The 18,293-nt window shown below is 44.1% G+C and carries 10 protein-coding genes and 2 tRNA genes; 7 read left to right on the forward strand and 5 right to left on the reverse strand.

Annotated features, from left to right (window positions below; all coding sequences use genetic code 11):
• Positions 1-10 precede the first annotated feature (10 nt).
• A complete protein-coding gene (locus BACPLE_RS13615; RefSeq protein WP_007562958.1) occupies positions 11-505 on the reverse strand; it encodes a GNAT family N-acetyltransferase in 495 nt (164 codons plus the stop codon).
• Positions 506-623: 118 nt separating this feature from the next.
• On the opposite strand from BACPLE_RS13615, the gene BACPLE_RS13620 reads away from it, so the two are divergent.
• The 5 genes from BACPLE_RS13620 (at position 624) to BACPLE_RS13640 (ending at position 6,706) form a co-directional block, all read left to right on the forward strand.
• Positions 624-697: transfer RNA gene (locus BACPLE_RS13620), tRNA-Ala, on the forward strand.
• An 80-nt stretch (positions 698-777) separates the two neighbouring features.
• Positions 778-1,473 (forward strand): response regulator transcription factor, encoded by a 696-nt coding sequence (locus tag BACPLE_RS13625; protein WP_007562960.1) that lies wholly within the window; start codon positions 778-780, stop codon positions 1,471-1,473.
• Positions 1,470-2,840 (forward strand): HAMP domain-containing sensor histidine kinase, encoded by a 1,371-nt coding sequence (locus tag BACPLE_RS13630; protein WP_007562962.1) that lies wholly within the window; start codon positions 1,470-1,472, stop codon positions 2,838-2,840. Before BACPLE_RS13625 ends, BACPLE_RS13630 begins: the two co-directional genes overlap by 4 nt.
• A gap of 180 nt (positions 2,841-3,020) precedes the next feature.
• On the forward strand, positions 3,021-5,675 hold the full coding sequence (mgtA, locus tag BACPLE_RS13635) for a magnesium-translocating P-type ATPase (protein ID WP_007562964.1): 2,655 nt from the start codon (positions 3,021-3,023) through the stop codon (positions 5,673-5,675).
• Entirely contained in the window at positions 5,672-6,706 is a 1,035-nt protein-coding gene (locus BACPLE_RS13640) for a carbohydrate porin (protein ID WP_148374565.1), read from the forward strand. Before mgtA ends, BACPLE_RS13640 begins: the two co-directional genes overlap by 4 nt.
• 6 nt (positions 6,707-6,712) lie before the next feature.
• Here BACPLE_RS13640 and BACPLE_RS13645 read toward each other — a convergent pair whose 3' ends face one another.
• From BACPLE_RS13645 to BACPLE_RS13660, 4 genes are all read right to left on the reverse strand, one after another.
• The gene (locus BACPLE_RS13645) at positions 6,713-8,770 is read right to left on the reverse strand and encodes a glycoside hydrolase family 20 protein (RefSeq protein ID WP_235777938.1); all 2,058 of its coding nucleotides are present in this window, start codon (positions 8,768-8,770) and stop codon (positions 6,713-6,715) included.
• Positions 8,771-8,904: 134 nt separating this feature from the next.
• Entirely contained in the window at positions 8,905-10,671 is a 1,767-nt protein-coding gene (locus tag BACPLE_RS13650; protein ID WP_040313289.1) for a RagB/SusD family nutrient uptake outer membrane protein, read from the reverse strand.
• A gap of 13 nt (positions 10,672-10,684) precedes the next feature.
• The gene (locus BACPLE_RS13655; protein WP_040313228.1) at positions 10,685-13,918 is read right to left on the reverse strand and encodes a SusC/RagA family TonB-linked outer membrane protein; all 3,234 of its coding nucleotides are present in this window, start codon (positions 13,916-13,918) and stop codon (positions 10,685-10,687) included.
• 353 nt (positions 13,919-14,271) lie between these two features.
• A tRNA-Ser gene (locus tag BACPLE_RS13660) sits at positions 14,272-14,356 on the reverse strand.
• A 147-nt stretch (positions 14,357-14,503) separates the two neighbouring features.
• Here BACPLE_RS13660 and BACPLE_RS13665 point away from each other — a divergent pair.
• A complete protein-coding gene (locus BACPLE_RS13665; protein ID WP_007562973.1) occupies positions 14,504-17,005 on the forward strand; it encodes an endonuclease MutS2 in 2,502 nt (833 codons plus the stop codon).
• 71 nt (positions 17,006-17,076) lie between these two features.
• Positions 17,077-18,285 (forward strand): L-serine ammonia-lyase, encoded by a 1,209-nt coding sequence (locus tag BACPLE_RS13670; RefSeq protein ID WP_081458135.1) that lies wholly within the window; start codon positions 17,077-17,079, stop codon positions 18,283-18,285.
• Positions 18,286-18,293 lie beyond the last annotated feature (8 nt).

Here is an 18,293-nt window from a genome sequence, read left to right on the forward strand (position 1 = left end):
GCGTCTCTTTCTAAGCTAATTTCTGGTAAGCCAGTCGCGGAGTTCCATTACGCACATAGATAATTCCACAATACACAAAGCCTGTAGAAAGCAGCAGATGTTGCATCACCTTGTTGTCCGCATGGGTATCGGCTCGTAGGCACGGCCACTGACGGAAACACCAGTCCACACACAGTTTTCCTATCCCCTTGCAGGAACCGTCGGATGCCAGCCGATGAATCACATAATAAGGAGAGTCGTCTCGCCATTCCCCGTTTTCAATGCGTGCATAGGTTGGATCGGGGCCCTGAATGAAACAGAAGGTGGCTACTGCTCTTCCCTCTTCCGTTACACACACATAACAGTGAGAAGCCTCTATTTCCTCCTGTATCAGTTCCCGCTGGGGATAGCCGTTAATCCACTGATTAGGGTTTCCCGTACGACACATGAAACGACGGGCTTCTTCAAATATCTCCATCAAACGGTCCAAATCATCCAATGTAGCCTTGCGTATCTGTAAATTCATAAGTCTTTTCTATTTTGATAAACCGACGCAAAACTAATGGTTTTCTTCTGTTTTATAGAGCAGGTTTCTTGTTTTTTTGAAATAATGTTGTACCTTTGTGACAACTTCAAAAACAAATGGGGCATTAGCTCATCTGGCTAGAGCGTTTGACTGGCAGTCAAAAGGTGGCAGGTTCGAGTCCTGTATGCTCCACTTTTTCTTTTCTACTCCACTTGACTTTTCCCTGATTAAATATAAAAACAGACCTTGTCTGACTTATTCAATTTATTATTATGTACAGTATTTTAATCATAGAAGACGATAAACGAGTAGCCGATTTGCTAAAAACCGGACTGGAAGAAAATGGCTATCACACCATGGTGGCATACGATGGAGCCATGGGACTTCGTCTGTTCCAATCTCACTCTTTTCAGTTGGTTATTTCGGATATTATTCTTCCCAAACTGGATGGCTTTGAACTCTGCAAAGAAATACGCAAAGCAAATCCGCATATCCCTGTACTTATGCTGACAGCTTTGGGCTCAACCGACGACAAACTCGACGGATTTGATGCAGGTGCAGATGACTACATGGTAAAACCTTTCGATTTCCGGGAACTGAACGCACGCATTAAAGTACTTCTGAAAAGAAAAGCAGAAGCAACTGTATCTGTTGTTGCTCCCGAGAAACTTACCTACAAAGACTTGCAGATTGATACCAACCGCAGGGAAGTGATGCGCCAAGGTAACCTCATCCGTTTATCTCCGAAAGAATACAACCTGCTTACTTACATGGTGCAGAATGCAGAACGGGTCATCAGCCGGATAGAAATTGCCGAAAAAGTCTGGAATACCCACTTCGATACCGGTACCAACTTTATCGATGTGTACATCAATTACCTGCGCAAAAAGATAGACAAAGACTTTGAAACCAAACTGATTCATACCAAACCTGGAATCGGATTTATTCTTACTGACGAAAAGCCATGAAAATTAAAACCGCACTTACGCTCAAAAATACCGGAGTCATAGCTGTGGTATTTCTGCTTTGCATGACCTTAATCTATCTGGTCAGCGAGCATATCCGAAGCAATACCTTCTTCCATAACCTGAAGAGTGAAGCTGTCACTAAGGTACATCTGTTCCTGCAAAACCAGGTAGATGCCGACATCATGCAATCCATCTACCTGAATAATAAGGAGTTTATTAATGAGGTGGAAGTGGCTGTATATACTACAGACTTTCACATGCTCTACCACGACGCCATCGACAATGATATTGTCAAAGAGAATCCGGAAATGATTGCCCAGATTCTTCAACAAAAGGAAATTGAATTTTATATCGGAAAATACCAGGCCGTCGGGATGGTTTATCCTTTCAACGGACAGACTTATATTGTAACGGCTGCAGCTTACGATGGTTACGGACACACCAACCTGCTGGAGCTTCAGAAAACACTGGTCATCCTGTTTTTTATCGGTCTCTTACTTTTATTTATCACCTGCTATTTCCTGGTTCGGGCATCCTTAAAACCTATCCGGGAAATCGTAAAAGAAGCAGAAACGATTACCGCTTCGCGTATTGACCAGCGTCTGCCTGTAAGAAACGAGAAAGACGAATTAGGAGAATTAAGCCAGGCCTTCAATGAACTACTGGAGCGACTTGAAATTTCATTCAACTCCCAGAAAATGTTTGTCAGCAACGTGTCTCACGAAATGAGAACTCCACTGGCTGCCCTCATTGCGGAACTGGATTTGTGTCTGCAGAAGGACCGTGCAGAAGCACAATATCGTCAAGCGATGCAGAACGTGCTACAGGATGCCCGACGAATGACAAAACTGATTGACGGACTGCTTAATTTGGCTAAAGCAGATTACCAGAAAGAACAAATCAAGATGCATGAAATCCGGTTGGATGAATTATTACTTGATACACGGGAAATCATTCTTCGTGCCCATCCAGAATACCACATCGAACTGATTTTTGAACAGGAAGATGCGGAAGACGACCGGATGATTACCGTCATGGGCAACGACTACCTTCTGAACATTGCCTTTGCCAACTTGATTGAGAATAACTGCAAGTATTCGGACGACAAATCTTCTTTCATCCAGATTTCCTACTGGGATAAATGGACCATTATCCGTCTGTCGGATGACGGAATTGGTATGTCGGATGCAGAAAAAGAAAAGATTTTCACCTTGTTCTACCGCGGAGAACAGGAACAGCATACGGAAGGACACGGCATTGGGATGGCGCTTGCACAGAAAATCATCGCTCTGCATCAGGGCAGTATAGCCGTACATTCAAAACAAGGAGAAGGAACGACCTTCATCATCGAACTTCCTCACATTTAATCTTTTGGCACATCCATTCAAAGAAACATAAACTCCATCAGAGTGGTATCAGGAAATTAGTCTCACAAATTCTAATAGTTTTCTAATACCACTCTAATATTTCTCTAACAGCCTCTGTCGGGGGCATTGCCTACTTTTGCCACGTGAAAAGAAAACATAGTAATCACCCTATGAATTTTAATGATCATGTGGAAGAAAAGAAAAAGTAGCACCACATTCACCTTCAATGGCGAAAAGGTATTTTTAGCAGCAAGCCAGACACTAGGCACAGTTTTCAGCTATTTCCAGACAAGCCGTATCGGACTTACACAAGAAGAAGTGGAAGCCAGACAGTCTCTCTATGGGAAGAACGAAGTGGAACATGAACAGAAAAAGAACCCCATATCGACTTTCATCAGAGCTTTTATCAATCCTTTTATCGGCGTACTCACGGCACTGGTCATCATTTCTTTTGTGCTCGACGTACTGTTGGCCAACCCAGGTGAACAGGACTGGACAGCCATTATAATCATCCTGACCATGGTTATCGCCAGCAGCATACTGCGTTTCTGGCAAGAATGGAAAGCCAATGCCTCCAGTGAAGCTTTACTGAAAATGGTGACCAATACCTGTTACGTAAGACGAGCTGGTAACCAAGATGAAGAAATCAACATTGCAGACCTGGTTCCTGGAGACATTGTTATGATTGCTGCAGGAGACATGATTCCTGCCGACATGCGTATCATCGAAGCAAAAGATTTGTTTGTAAGCCAGTCTTCCCTGACGGGAGAATCAGACCCGATAGAGAAACGTCCGGAAGCCAAAGGAAACAAGCACAGCAAAGGAAGTGTAATTGAGCTGGAAAACATCTGCTTCATGGGGTCCAACGTAGTCAGCGGATCGGCTACCGGTATCGTGTTTGCAACCGGCAACAGTACGTATTTGGGCACCATTGCCCGCGGCATTGCCGGACACCGTGCGGCTACAGCTTTCGACAAGGGAATCAGCAAAGTCAGTTTCCTGCTGATACGATTCATGCTCATCATGATTCCGTTCGTTTTCCTGGTAAACGGTGTGACTAAAGGCGACTGGTTGGAAGCATTTATATTTGCCGTATCGGTAGCTGTAGGTCTTACCCCTGAAATGCTCCCGATGATTGTTACTGCCAACCTGGCCAAAGGTGCCGTAGCCATGTCAAAGAAGAAAACCATTGTAAAAGACCTGAATGCCATTCAGAACTTCGGGGCGATGAACATTCTCTGCACGGACAAAACCGGTACCCTTACCTGCGACCAGATTGTATTGGAAAAGTACATCAATGCCGATGGAAGCAACGACGAAAGTCGACGCATCTTGCGCCACGCTTATTTCAACAGTTTCTTTCAGACCGGATTAAAGAACCTGATGGACAAAGCCATTCTGTCGCACGTAAAGGACTTATCCTTAGAATACCTGAAGGATAATTATACAAAGGTAGATGAAATCCCGTTTGATTTTACCCGGCGAAGAATGTCGGTAGTGGTAGAAGACCGTCAAGGAAAACGACAGATTATCACCAAAGGAGCCGTAGAGGAAATGCTGGACATCTGCTCGCATGCTGAGTTTGATGGAGAAGTGCACCCCATGACCATCGAACTAAAAAACAAGGCACGCGACATCATTGAACAGATGAACAAGCAAGGTATGCGTGTCATTGCCGTAGCCCACAAAAGCTACCTGGACAAGACTTGCGATTTCCGTATTGAGGACGAGAAAGATATGGTACTGATTGGGTATCTGGCTTTTCTGGATCCTCCTAAGCAATCGGCAGCCAGCGCCATCAAGCAATTGCATGAACATGGCATTGAAATCAAGATTCTGTCCGGCGACAATGATGCGGTGGTTCGCACCATCGCCCGCCAAGTGGGTATCCGCACCGACAATGCCCTGACAGGCCCCATTTTCGAAACGATGAGTGAAGAGGAAAAAATGAAAGCAGTCAACCAGACAACCGTATTTTCCAAACTTACTCCGATACAGAAAACGGAAATCATCACCCTGCTTCAGGCGCAACAGCACACAGTAGGCTTCTTAGGCGACGGAATCAATGATGCCGCAGCGTTACGTCAGTCAGACATCGGTATCTCGGTAGATTCTGCTGTAGACATTGCCAAAGAAAGTGCCGACATTATCTTGCTGGAGAAAAGTCTGATGGTACTAGAAGACGGTGTACTGGAAGGAAGAAAAACATTTGGTAACATCACCAAATACATCAAGATGACAGCCAGTTCCAACTTCGGAAACATGTTCAGTGTAATGGCAGCCAGTGCGTTCCTTCCCTTCCTGCCCATGCTCCCCATCCACCTACTGATTCAAAATCTGCTGTACGATATTTCGCAGACCACGATTCCGTTCGACCGGATGGATGCAGAATACCTCCGGAAACCACGTAAATGGGATGCCTCCGATTTGAGCCGCTTCATGATATTCATCGGCCCCATCAGTTCCATTTTCGACATCGTTACCTATCTGGTGATGTGGTATGCGTTCGGATGCCAAAGCATGGAACATCAGACGCTGTTCCAATCCGGATGGTTTATCGAAGGCTTGCTGTCGCAGACCCTGATTGTGCACATGATACGTACCCGGAAAGTCCCCTTCATACAAAGCTGTGCCTCCTGGCAAGTAACCGGACTTACCCTGCTGATTATGGCCATCGGTATCCTGCTGCCTTTCACCCCGTTTGGAAGCTCTATCGGGCTGGAAGCACTGCCATTAAGCTATTTCCCCTGGCTCATCGGTATCCTGTTGTCCTACTGCATACTGACTCAATTAATTAAGAACTGGTATATTCATCGTTTTACCAAATGGTTATGACAAGATTCATGAAACTGTTCCTGTCCTTCGCCGTAGTGTCCTGTCACTACGGCCTGGCTCAGGAGCTTCAAGTAAGCTACACCACAGAACTACAAAGCGATTTCAAGCAAGGAAGTAACTGGGTTAATCTGCTGAGACTGGATTTCACTCATTCATTAGGCAAACACACGACATTACAAGCCGCTACCATTAGTACAGCCAGAACCCGTACCGAATCACTAGCTGATGATTTTCAGACATTTTCCAACATCGAAGAAGAAAACCATCCGCTTGCCTTCGCTACATTGGGCGTCCAGCAACAGTTCGGTCATTCCTCGCTCTTTTTCGGTATCCGGAACTTGAATGAAGACTATTTCACTTCCCCTGTCACCTCGTTATTCACCAACAGTTCATGTGGTATCTTCCCTACCTTGTCCGCCGATTACCAGATAGCCAATTATCCGGTAGCTTCTGTCGGACTGCATTATGAACTGCAATTCACACGATGGTCCTTACAAGCATCGGTATACAACGGAAAAGGTTACTACCGGTTTTCAGGAAAAGAAAACGTATTCCGGTTCTGCCCACAAAGTGACGGAATACTCAGTATCACTTCACTAAACTATCAACAACATGGCAGCAATTATCATGTGGGCTTTGCTCTACATAGCGGCATGTATATGGACTATGAAGAGGGAACTCCAGAAAAGACAAAAAAAGAAAGGAGAAAAATAATCTGGGGATATGCAGAGCAACGTCTTGCTCCCGGTCTGCATGCACTCCTGCAAGGTTCATTCCAGTCAGGTACCTCCAGAGGATGCAAAAGTTATGCCGGCACAGGTCTCACCTGGCAATGTGGAAAAACAGAAGGCGGACTATTCACCGACTACGCCCGATTTTCTCCTTCATACGAATGGGCCAGTGAATTTACATGGAAAATTCCCTTTTCAGGCAACGGATTTATACAACCCACCTTACATTTCATTCAGCAAGCGGGAGCACGCTATCTGATTGGCTTATTGCGTTTCAGCTATGTACTCCCGACTACCTGACTTTTATTATTTTACAACAAATTCATCAGTAAACAAGAAACCACCGGCCTCAGGATTGATATCAGCCTGCACGCGTACGTAACGAGCCTCACAACTACCTGTCCAATCATACGTCTGAATGGTCAACTGTTCGTCCGTAATGGGCAGCGTAGTAGTGATGGTTTTCAAAAGTGTATATTCTTTTCCATCGTTTGAAATCAGGAAGCTGACTTTCTGCGGGAGGAACACACCCGGACCTCTCAACTGCATGAAATCAATGGAAAGCTGCTGAATAGATTGTGATTTTTCCAAATCCACAATCACATCGGCCCCTTTTCCAAGGAATCCCTGCCAGCGCTGGTCGGTATATACCCAACCGCCATGTATGCCGTTAGTCAATGCCGATTCTCCTCCTGCCGGATAAGAATCCGAATAAGGACGTACATATTCCACCTTCTTACCCTTTGCCAAATGATTATCCACGCTCAATGCCACCGGACGGTTTCCTACCTCATTTTGCAAGTCAAAAGTATGGTAGCCCATTGAGTTCAATACCTTTACTTCCTGCAAAGCCTCTGCATGGAAACGTTTCCAGTCTTTCTGCTCCGGATTTGTCCAGGCAACTTCAGCCAAAGCCAGCAAACGAGGATAAATCATATATTCAGCATGCTCGGGTGTCGGTATATATTCCGTCCACACATTTCCCTGTACGCCCCACACGCAATCCAGTTTATCAGCAGGAAAAGCTTTCGTCACCGGTTCGTATGAATAAACCTTTTCCAGCGGGAGGTATCCTCCGATGGCTTCCGGTTGCGTACGCGGTGCATCCTGGTAGCTGTCAAAATAGCAATACGCTCCCGGTGACAAGATGGTACGCAATCCTCTTTTTACCGATTCTGCACCTTTATCTTCTCCACGCCACACCGTTACGGCAGAAGTTTCGTCCAGCTCGCCTGTCAGAATCTCATCCCAGCCAATCATCTTACGGCCGTTTTCTTTCAAAAACTTCTCAATTCTGGATACAAGATATTCCTGCAATTCACCTTCTTCCTTCATTCCCTCTGCTTTCATGAGTGCCTGACAGTCGGGACATTGTTTCCAATGGTTCGTACTTGCCTCATCTCCACCAATATGGATGTATTCTGAAGGGAACAACTCCATCACTTCTTTCAATACATTGGTCAGGAACTCATAAGTCAGTTCCTTTCCCGGACAAAATTCTCCACTAGGTTTCAAATCACCTCCACAAGCCAGCTGCGGAAGAGCTGCCAATACTTCTTCTGAGTGAGCCGGCATTTCAATTTCCGGAATCACCGTGATATGACGCTGGCGGGCATATTCTACAATTTCCTTCACATCTTCCTGCGTGTAATATCCTCCAGAAGCTCCAGGAGCATCTTGTCTGCAATACGTACGTCCGCCGTTCCACCAGCTTTTCCAATCTGGGAAAGGACGATAAGCCGTTTCACGCGTCAGTTCCGGATATTTCTTGATTTCAATTCTCCATCCGGCTCCATCCGTCAAGTGCCAGTGGAAACGGTTCAGCTTATACCGTGCCAGTGCATCAATCTGTTTCTTGACAAATTCTTTTGTATAGAAATGACGTGACACATCCAAGTGCATGCCTCGATACGAAAAACGAGGAGCATCTTCTATCGTCACTTCAGGAAGCTGGTACGTATTGTTTCCGCTCTCGCGCGCCAGCTGCACAATAGACTGAAAAGCATAAAACAACCCCGAAGCTGAAGTAGCCTCAGCCTGAATACCTTTTTTTGTCACTTTCAAACGATAAGCCTCTTCTTTCATCTTCGCATTTTCCGGACTGACAAGTTTAAAAGTAATGTCAGCCTTTCCTTTCTTCTTATAAGTCAGCGACAAAGGAGAGTTACTTACATAAGATACAAAATCGTCTTTATCAGTTCCTGTCAGGTTACAGGAGAAAGATGCCTGTGCACGAAGCACAAAATGTCCGTCCCCACATACCATCTGCTGAGGATTAGGAATTACATACGTGTCAGATACCGAAGAAGCCATGGCTGAAAAGGCCATTGCCACACAGAAATAAAGGAATAACAAGGATTTCATTTTATAAATTATTTTAGGATACATATTAATAAGAAATTACCCAAGCTTACGATTTCAATGTATGCTTGGGTAAACTTCTTAAATGTAAATATATAAATTTATTATCAGATCACCATAAAATTAAAGTCATAATTTTACCAACCAGGATTCTGTTTGATATTAGGTGCCTTACCAATTTCATCCGTTGGGATTGGCGACAAATAGTGTTTCGGATCCTCAAATATCGGAGTAGGACTCTGACCCACATAACGCTTTTCATAAATAGTCAAAGCTCCATCTTCATTAACACCCACTGTCTCTTTTAAAGCCGCTATATCTTTCTCTGAATATCCAGCTCCTTCTATAATGATACCTAAACGTGGTGCAGTCAATAAATTACCACATTTCCAACGACGAATATCATCATAACGTACTCCTTCAGCAAACATCTCAATACGACGTTCACGACGAATTTCTCGAATCAATTTTGCATTATCTCCTGAAACATTAGGATAAGCAGCTGCTATTACAGGATCATCAAATGGTACAGCCAATTCTAACTTTTTATTAAATCCTACACGCTCACGCAACTTATTGATAGTCTCATTTAAATCAGTCTGAGTGATAGTTCCCAATTCTGCTGCAGCTTCAGCTCGAATCAACATAATTTCACCCAAACGGAAAACTGGAGCATCTTCTGTACCCTGATAATGAGAGGCACTATACTCTGCCGCATTATAAAATTTTACAATCGGATATCCCGTTGCACATCTACTAGGGTTGCCCGTATTAGTCACAGAAGCAATATTAGGAGCCAAACCTCCCATGTAATAACAATGATCCACATCATTTACATCTGGAGTTGCTGTTGTCTGAAGCATACGCGGATCACGATTAGCTAATTCAGCAATCAAAGTAGTATGCACCGTATGACCTGGACAGTTACACAAAGAAATGGGTAAACCCGTAGTTGCACACAGGTAAGAATCAGCACAATTCTTGCTCATACCAAGAGGAGTTTCACCAACAAAAATCTGTCGGGTCAAATTATTACCTTTATCTATTCCCGGATCATACGCTTTCGATAAAATCACTTCTGGATTGTTAGACTGATCAGCCAGACAGAATAATTCATGATAAGCTGTTGCCGGATTAGAACCTTCATATAAAGAATATCCATATTCCGGTTTCATTAATTCACAGGCCGCATTATAAGCTTCCTGCAAGAATTTGTCAGGATTTTCAAGGCCATGATATTTACGCCAAGTACCTTCGAACAGACACATACGAGCTTTTAAAGCCAATGCTGCATCCTTACTGATCACTGTCACATCGGTCTTCTTAGGCAACCAGCTGATTGCCTGATCAATATCTCTCAACATATTATCCATTACCAGGATTCGGGAATCACGCGCCTTATACATTTCCTCATCACCCGGATTCATTACATTTTCAAACCAGGGTACATCACCATAGGCTTTTACTTTATTAAAATAATCCAAAGTCTTAAAGAAAAGTATCATCCCTGCATATTTCTGTTTTACCTCTTCACTTTCTGGAGATTTTTCATAATTTGCCAGGAAATCATTACAAGCACGAATATTCTCCCAATTCCATTGAGTACCACTTGCACTAGAAGGTACCGTAGCCAGACCAAAACTTGTTCCATTACGTTTCCATGGCAATACATCATCACTTGTAAAATCTTCGCCCAGCATACCCCAGTCATAACTTTTTGGGGCTCCATATCCCACGATTAACTTTGGATAAAAATCATTACAATATTGTTCCAAAGCAGTTGCATTTGCAATTGCAAAAAACTGATCTTTTCCAATGGCATCCAATGGTTCTCTATCCAAAAAGTTACAACTAGACAACGCCACTGTAAACAAACATCCGGTTAATATAGATATTTTTTTCATACTCATAATTCTTTTAGAACGTTAGATTAATACCAAATGAATAAGAACGGCAGAAAGGATAACTCTTCATATCCGAATTCAATGTACCCACCATTCCATCAGAAGACTTCTGATAAGTATTTCCTGTCATATCCGGATCTACATACTTATATAAACCAGTAGCTTCCCACAAATTCTGACCACTGAAGAAAATCTTCAATTGAGAAATACCTACAGGTTCCAACCATTTTTTCGGAAGTGTATATCCAATAGTCAAGTCACGCAAGCGTATATAAGATGCATTTTGCAGATATTTTGTTTGCGTTTTACGGCTTCGGTCACTATTAAACAAAGGTACAGGATAATATGCATTAGGATTATCTTCAGACCATGAGTTATCTACGTGATAATCATTGATAGCACTGTTCCATACCCCACTAAATCCCCAGAACACCTCATTACCAAGCCACAAATCACGCTTCAGCACTCCTTCAAACAAAGCACGTACATCAAAATTCTTCCAACTTAATCCGAGGTTAATATTAAAACGATAACGAGGAGTTTCATTTCCAATAATAGATTTATCACCATGATTACTCAAGGTATTGATAGGTCCCTTCTCGCTGTCACCTTCATTCACCACTCCGTCACCGTTCAAGTCTGCATAACGGATATCTCCCGGAATCCATGTATTTGAAATATAAGACTGACGCTTAGATTGTTCAGCTGCTTCTGCTGCATCCATTATAAAACCATCCGTTGTATAACCCCAGATTTCACCCAAACGCTTACCGACATAAAGATCATTCAACGTTCCGGTAGGATTATCATACTTAGTAATAGTTGAATAACTATCAGAAAGTCCGATTCCTACATTATAGTCCAACGGACTTCCAGCCACATCTTCAATACGATCATTCCAATTCAAAGAAAGTTCCCATCCATTAGTTCTCATACTTGCCAGGTTCTCTTTACCACCACTTGTACCCATAGTATTAGGATAAGCCTTCGAAACCACCATATCAGTTGTATAACGAATATAGTAATCAAAAGAAGCAGTCAAACGATTATTCAACAAACCCAAGTCAAGACCAAAGTTAGCAGTTGTCACCTTTTCCCATGTTACGTTATTATAGGCCAATGTAGCAGGTGTAATACCTGAAGGAATAGCTCCTGAAAGCACATAATTCAAGGTTTCACTTCCAACTGTTCCTATGTAGTCAAAGTTTCCATTTGTTACCTGATTACCTAAGGATCCTACAGAAGCACGAAGTTTAAAGTTGTCAAATATTTTACGTGCTGGTTCAAAGAATTTTTCCTCAGAAACACGCCAACCTAATGAAGCTGAAGGGAAGAATCCCCACTGACTACCTGAAGCATATTTTGAAGAGCCATCATAACGTCCGTTCAATTCCACCAGGTAACGTCCTTTATAGTCATAATTCAAACGGAAGAACGCGCCCTGAACAGCCCATACAGTAGCTTCTTCAGACAATGTTTCCTTGTCTTTTGCCATATCAATAATAGGGAAGTCGTTCACATACAAATTGGCTGCTACACCATACATATTACTTGTATTTTTTCGTTCCTGGTTATAACCAGCCATTATAGAGAATGAATGATCTTTAATCTGTTTCTTATATTCTGCCCACACATTCAAAGCCTCATAAGTATCATCATACTTTCTCAAGCCTGCTTTATTTGTAGGCATCTTTGCTGTTTGTGAACCATCCGGATTCAACTGATAAATAGTTTTCAAATGCTCACGTTGCGTACGGAAATAACGGTTTCCTGTATAATCTCCCTTAATTGAAAGTCCTTCTAAAGGAGTAATATTAAATGAACCTGTATACCAAATATCATCATACACATTCTTCAAGCGTCCTGCTTCAGCCAAGATACCGGCATAGTTATAATTGAAGTTACTACCTTCCATAGCTGCAAAGTTCTTTCCATCTGGCAAATAAATAGGGATAAATGGGAACGAACGATACACTTCGTAATAAGGAGAACTACCCATATATGCCTGAGTATTAGGCTCATCAGATTCACTTCGATTGTATTTTGCGCGGAAACCTATTTCCAGCCATTTAGTTATCTGCGAAGTAAAATTAAACGACATATTGATACGCTTATAAGTATCTGTACCATACGCTAACAATCCATCCTGTCCTTTGTAACCGATAGAAGCATAATAAGTATTCTTATCTGTACCACCTTGAATACTAGCATTATGCTGCTGCATGAAGGCCGCACTTTTATAAAATTCATCAAACCAATCGGTATTTCCTGCATAAGCCCACTGACCTTTAGCAGTAAACGCTCCCGTTTCATCCAAGAAAGCAGAAGGACGACTTGGATCTTGGCAGTAAGCATGTACAGCATCCACCAATTCCTGACTAAAATAACCACTACCACTAGCATTTGTATTAGCTAATTGTACAGCATCAATCCATTTATCTGAAGAGATACCATCAGGAAGGCGTGACGGCGCAGACCATGAGAAATTATTGTTATAATTCACAGTCACCTTCTGACCTTTCTTACCCTTCTTTGTAGTAATAAGTACCACACCAAATGCAGCACGTGCACCATACACAGCTGCAGATGAAGCATCCTTTAATACAGACACACTTTCTATATCCTGAGGATTCAACAAAGAAATGTCATTGGTTTCTACTCCATCTACCAAAATCAAAGCCGATCCTCCATTTAATGATGTAATACCACGTACATTAAATGTAGCCGTTGCATTTGGATTACCACTTGGCATAGTAATATTCAGGTTGGGAATAGCACCCTGTAAACCCTGAGCCAGATTCGCAATCGGACGATCTTCCAGCATATCACCTTCTGTCATAGCAACAGCTCCTGTCAGATTCACTTTCTTCTGTGTTCCATAACCTACTACTACAACTTCTTCCAAAGCTTGAGAGTCCTCTTTCAAAACGACAGTCAATGGCTTACCATTCCATTTTATTTCCTGAGTCTGAAAACCAATAAAAGAGATTTGAATAACATCTCCGACTTTGACACCAGGTAACGTAAAATTACCATCTAAATCTGTCACCGTACCATTTGTCGTGCCTTTCACAATAATAGAAGCACCGATTACGGTTTCACCTGTAGCATCTTTTACTACACCATTACAATTTTCCTGCTGCTGTCCAATACCTGTCAGACTTTCTGCAAAAAGCGGAGCATTTACACCAAATGAACCACCTAATAACAGCACTAATGCGTGTACTAATCTAAATCTTTTTAGCATAACAACAAAATTTGATTTAAGAAACAAGGCTAGCATTTATACTTTAACCGAAAAATTAGAGATAAGGCTAACATTAACTTTACAAATATAGTAAAATTTTAATAGAACAGCAAACAAACACAAACTTTTTAAAAAAGACCAATAATTAAGATAATAAAGAACAAATCTGCTACAAACTTAAAAAACAAAAACACGATTTATAGATTCAAGACCCCATTTTAAATAAAAACCAGATAAAACCTAGAAGCAAAGACTGAGGTCATTTAGCCTTGTTTTTACATTGACATCTATAAAAAAGAAGGGAATAAAAAAAAGAAAACCCACTGACAATCAGTGGGTTTTCAATAACAAAGCGGAGAGACAGGGATTCGAACCCCGGGTACCTCGCGGTACAACGGTTTTCAAGACCGCCGCAATCGACCACTCTGCCACCTCTCCAAAACTCCTCATGAGAGTTGCCTTGTTTTTCAAAGGCGATGCAAAGGTACGCATTATTTTGAAATCTGCAAATATTTACCGTCTTTTTTGATTATTTTTTTTCATTGTCGTACCTTTGCAGGCAGAAAAAAACGAAATAAACCAATCATGATATACCCTCATAATTTCGAACAGAAGATAGGATTCGACCAGATACGACAACTGCTGAAAGGCAAATGCCTGAGTACATTAGGCGAAGAACGGGTGGACGAAATGACTTTTTCGGACAATTACGATGAAATCAACCAACGGCTGGAGCAGGTGGTTGAATTTGTACGGATTACGCAGGAAGAGGAAGATTTCCCGGCACAATATTTCTTTGATGTACGTCCTTCTCTGAAACGTATCCGTGTAGAAGGCATGTACATGGACGAGCAGGAACTGTTCGACCTTCGCCGTTCACTGGAAACCATTCGCGACATTGTACGATTCCTTCAGCAATCTGACGAAGAAGAGGAAACGGAAAATTCTCCTTATCCTGCCCTGCGTGAACTGGCGGGAGATATTTTAGTATTCCCCCAGCTTATCGCACGTATCGACAGCATTCTGGACAAGTTCGGAAAAATAAAGGACAATGCTTCTGCGGAACTTCTGCGTATCCGACGGGAACTCTCGGCTACTACAGGAAGCATTTCACGCAGCCTGAACAGCATTCTCCGTGCCGCACAATCGGAAGGATATGTAGACAAGGATGTTACTCCCACCATGCGCGACGGACGTCTGGTCATCCCAGTTGCTCCGGGCATGAAGCGCAAAATCAGAGGTATTGTACACGATGAATCAGCTACCGGAAAGACGGTGTTCATCGAACCGGCAGAAGTGGTGGAAGCCAATAACCGCATCCGAGAGCTGGAGGGAGAAGAACGCCGCGAAATCATCCGCATCCTGACGGAATTCTCGGCTACGGTACGCCCACAAGTTCCTGCCCTACTCTCCTCGTATGAGTTTTTGGCAGAAATCGACTTCATCCGCGCCAAAGCCTTATTCGGCATAGATATAAAAGGACTGAAACCGTCTTTTGAAAACCAGCAGATTGTCGACTGGTTTCAGGCTGTGCACCCGCTTCTGCAAATGTCGCTGGCCAAGCATGACAAGAAAGTAGTGCCGCTGGATATCATCCTGACACGCGACAAGCGCATCCTGCTTATTTCCGGACCAAACGCAGGTGGTAAATCTGTCTGCCTGAAAACCGTGGGACTGCTGCAATACATGCTGCAATGCGGCATGCTGGTATCCATGCACGAACGGAGCCATGCCGGTATCTTCAGCCACATATTTATTGATATTGGCGACGAGCAGAGTATTGAAGACGACCTGAGTACCTATTCTTCGCATCTGACCAATATGAAGATGATGCTGAAATCATGCAACGGTGAAAGTCTCATCCTTATCGATGAGTTCGGAGGAGGTACGGAGCCACAGATTGGCGGTGCCATTGCCGAGGCCGTATTGAAACGCTTCAACTTGAAAGGTACGTTCGGCGTGATTACTACTCACTACCAGAACCTGAAGCATTTTGCCGAAGATCATGAAGGAGTGGTGAACGGAGCCATGCTGTACGACCGACACGAAATGCGGGCACTGTTCCAGTTGCAGATTGGTAATCCGGGAAGTTCGTTCGCTGTAGAGATTGCCCGTAAAATCGGGTTGCCGGAAGAGGTTATTGCTGACGCATCGGAAATTGTGGGAAACGAATACATCCAGAGCGACAAATACCTGCAAGACATTGTGCGCGACAAGCGTTACTGGGAAACCAAGCGTCAGAACATACGCAAGCGGGAAAAACAGATGGAAGATACCATCGCCCGTTACGAACAGGAAATACAGGAGCTGGAACGCAGCCGCAAGGAAATCCTGAAGAAAGCCAAAGAAGAGGCAGAACGGTTATTACAAGAATCGAATGCCAAAATCGAAAATACCATTCGTACCATCAAGGAAGCGCAGGCTGAAAAGGAACGTACCCGCACGGCACGTCAGGAACTGAGCGACTTCAAGCAGCAGGTAGAAAACCTGGAAAAGGCGGCTTTGGAAGAGAAAATCGCGCGCAAGATGGAAAAACTCCGCGAAAAGCAGGAGCGTAAAAAAGACAAGAAAGCGAAACAAGCCAATGCTCCTGAAACTCCGGTTGCTCCTAAGGTACGTCCTATTGAAGCGGGAGACTATGTGCGCATCAAAGGACAGACCAGCGTGGGACAAGCCATGGAAATCAGCGGAAAGAATGCCGTGGTCATGTTCGGACTGATGAAAACCAACGTGAAAGCCGAACGACTGGAACGGACGGATGCACCGAAAGCTGCCCCGTTATCCAGCAAGACGACTTTTGTCAGCAGCGAAACCCAAGACCGGATGTACGAAAAGAAACTGAATTTCAAGCAGGACATCGATGTCAGAGGTATGCGGGGTGACGAAGCCATACAAGCGGTCACCTATTTCATCGACGACGCTATTCTGGTAGGAGTCAGCCGCGTACGCATCCTGCACGGTACGGGCACAGGTATTCTGCGCACCCTCATCCGGCAATACTTAGCTACCGTGCCGGGAGTAGCCCATTTCCAGGATGAACACGTACAGTTTGGCGGCGCAGGCATCACCGTGGTGGATTTAAAATAAACCCTACGGGATTTCTGCACATATATGCGATTATTGCGTATCTTTGCAGAAAACTTACACCTAATTTTAATATGAAATCAATCAGAGAATTATATCGCATCGGCACGGGGCCATCCAGCAGCCATACCATGGGGCCCCGCAAAGCTGCCGAACAGTTTCTTGCCCGCAATCCGGAGGCTGCCTCATTCGAAGTGACTCTGTATGGCAGTCTGGCCGCTACAGGACGTGGTCACATGACCGATGTGGCTATTTTAGACACCCTGCAACCTCACGCTCCCGTAGAAATTCTCTGGAAACCGCATATTTTCTTTCCTTTCCACCCGAACGGAATGACTTTCAAGGCTTTCGATGCACAGAAGAAAAAGCTGGACGAATGGACCGTATTCAGTGTGGGAGGTGGTGCACTGGCCGAAGAAGGACACGACCGCACAGCCACCAACGATATTTACAACATGAATACCATGAGCCAGATTTTGTACTGGTGCGAACACACCGGACGCAGCTACTGGGAATACGTGGAGCAATGCGAGGGTCCGGAGATATGGGATTTCCTGGCAGAGGTATGGGAGACCATGAAAGCGGCCATCCATCGCGGACTGGATGCCGAAGGCGTATTGCCCGGGCCATTGAATCTGCGCCGCAAGGCATCGGCTTATTACATTCGTTCGAAAGGCTATAAAGACTCTCTTCGCTCACGCGGACTGGTATTCGCATACGCACTGGCTGTCAGTGAAGAAAATGCTTCTGGAGGAAAAATCGTTACCGCACCGACCTGTGGAGCCTGCGGAGTGGTTCCGGCTGTCTTGTATCACCTGCAGAAAAGCCGCGACTTCAGCGACGCACGTATCTTGCGGGCATTAGCGACTGCCGGACTGGTGGGAAACATCGTCAAACACAACGCTTCCATCTCGGGAGCTGAAGCCGGATGCCAGGCCGAAGTGGGAGTAGCTTGTTCCATGGCATCTGCGGCGGCCAGCCAGCTGTTCGGAGGCAGTCCGGCCCAGATAGAATATGCAGCCGAAATGGGACTGGAACATCACTTGGGTATGACATGCGACCCGGTATGTGGACTGGTACAAATTCCTTGTATTGAGCGTAATGCGTATGCTGCCGCACGTGCACTCGATGCGAATATCTATTCAGCCTTTACCGACGGGCATCACCGGGTATCATTCGACAAGGTGGTAGAGGTGATGAAACAGACCGGACACGACCTTCCATCCTTGTACAAAGAAACAAGTGAAGGAGGACTTGCCAAGAACTATCAACCCATGGAATAAAAGGGTAA

The sequence above is a fragment of the Phocaeicola plebeius DSM 17135 genome (assembly GCF_000187895.1).
Lineage (GTDB): Bacteria > Bacteroidota > Bacteroidia > Bacteroidales > Bacteroidaceae > Phocaeicola > Phocaeicola plebeius.

Excerpts from the sequence above, each read along its gene's own strand:
- BACPLE_RS13630 (WP_007562962.1), top strand. The coding sequence starts at position 1,470 with ATGAAAATTAAAACCGCACTTACGCTCAAAAATACCGGAGTCATAGCT.
- BACPLE_RS13670 (WP_081458135.1), top strand. The coding sequence starts at position 17,077 with ATGAAATCAATCAGAGAATTATATCGCATCGGCACGGGGCCATCCAGC.
- BACPLE_RS13625 (WP_007562960.1), top strand. The coding sequence starts at position 778 with ATGTACAGTATTTTAATCATAGAAGACGATAAACGAGTAGCCGATTTG.
- BACPLE_RS13665 (WP_007562973.1), top strand. The coding sequence starts at position 14,504 with ATGATATACCCTCATAATTTCGAACAGAAGATAGGATTCGACCAGATA.
- mgtA (WP_007562964.1), top strand. The coding sequence starts at position 3,021 with ATGATCATGTGGAAGAAAAGAAAAAGTAGCACCACATTCACCTTCAAT.
- BACPLE_RS13640 (WP_148374565.1), top strand. The coding sequence starts at position 5,672 with ATGACAAGATTCATGAAACTGTTCCTGTCCTTCGCCGTAGTGTCCTGT.
- BACPLE_RS13615 (WP_007562958.1), bottom strand. The coding sequence starts at position 505 with ATGAATTTACAGATACGCAAGGCTACATTGGATGATTTGGACCGTTTG.
- BACPLE_RS13645 (WP_235777938.1), bottom strand. The coding sequence starts at position 8,770 with ATGAAATCCTTGTTATTCCTTTATTTCTGTGTGGCAATGGCCTTTTCA.
- BACPLE_RS13650 (WP_040313289.1), bottom strand. The coding sequence starts at position 10,671 with ATGAAAAAAATATCTATATTAACCGGATGTTTGTTTACAGTGGCGTTG.
- BACPLE_RS13655 (WP_040313228.1), bottom strand. The coding sequence starts at position 13,918 with ATGCTAAAAAGATTTAGATTAGTACACGCATTAGTGCTGTTATTAGGT.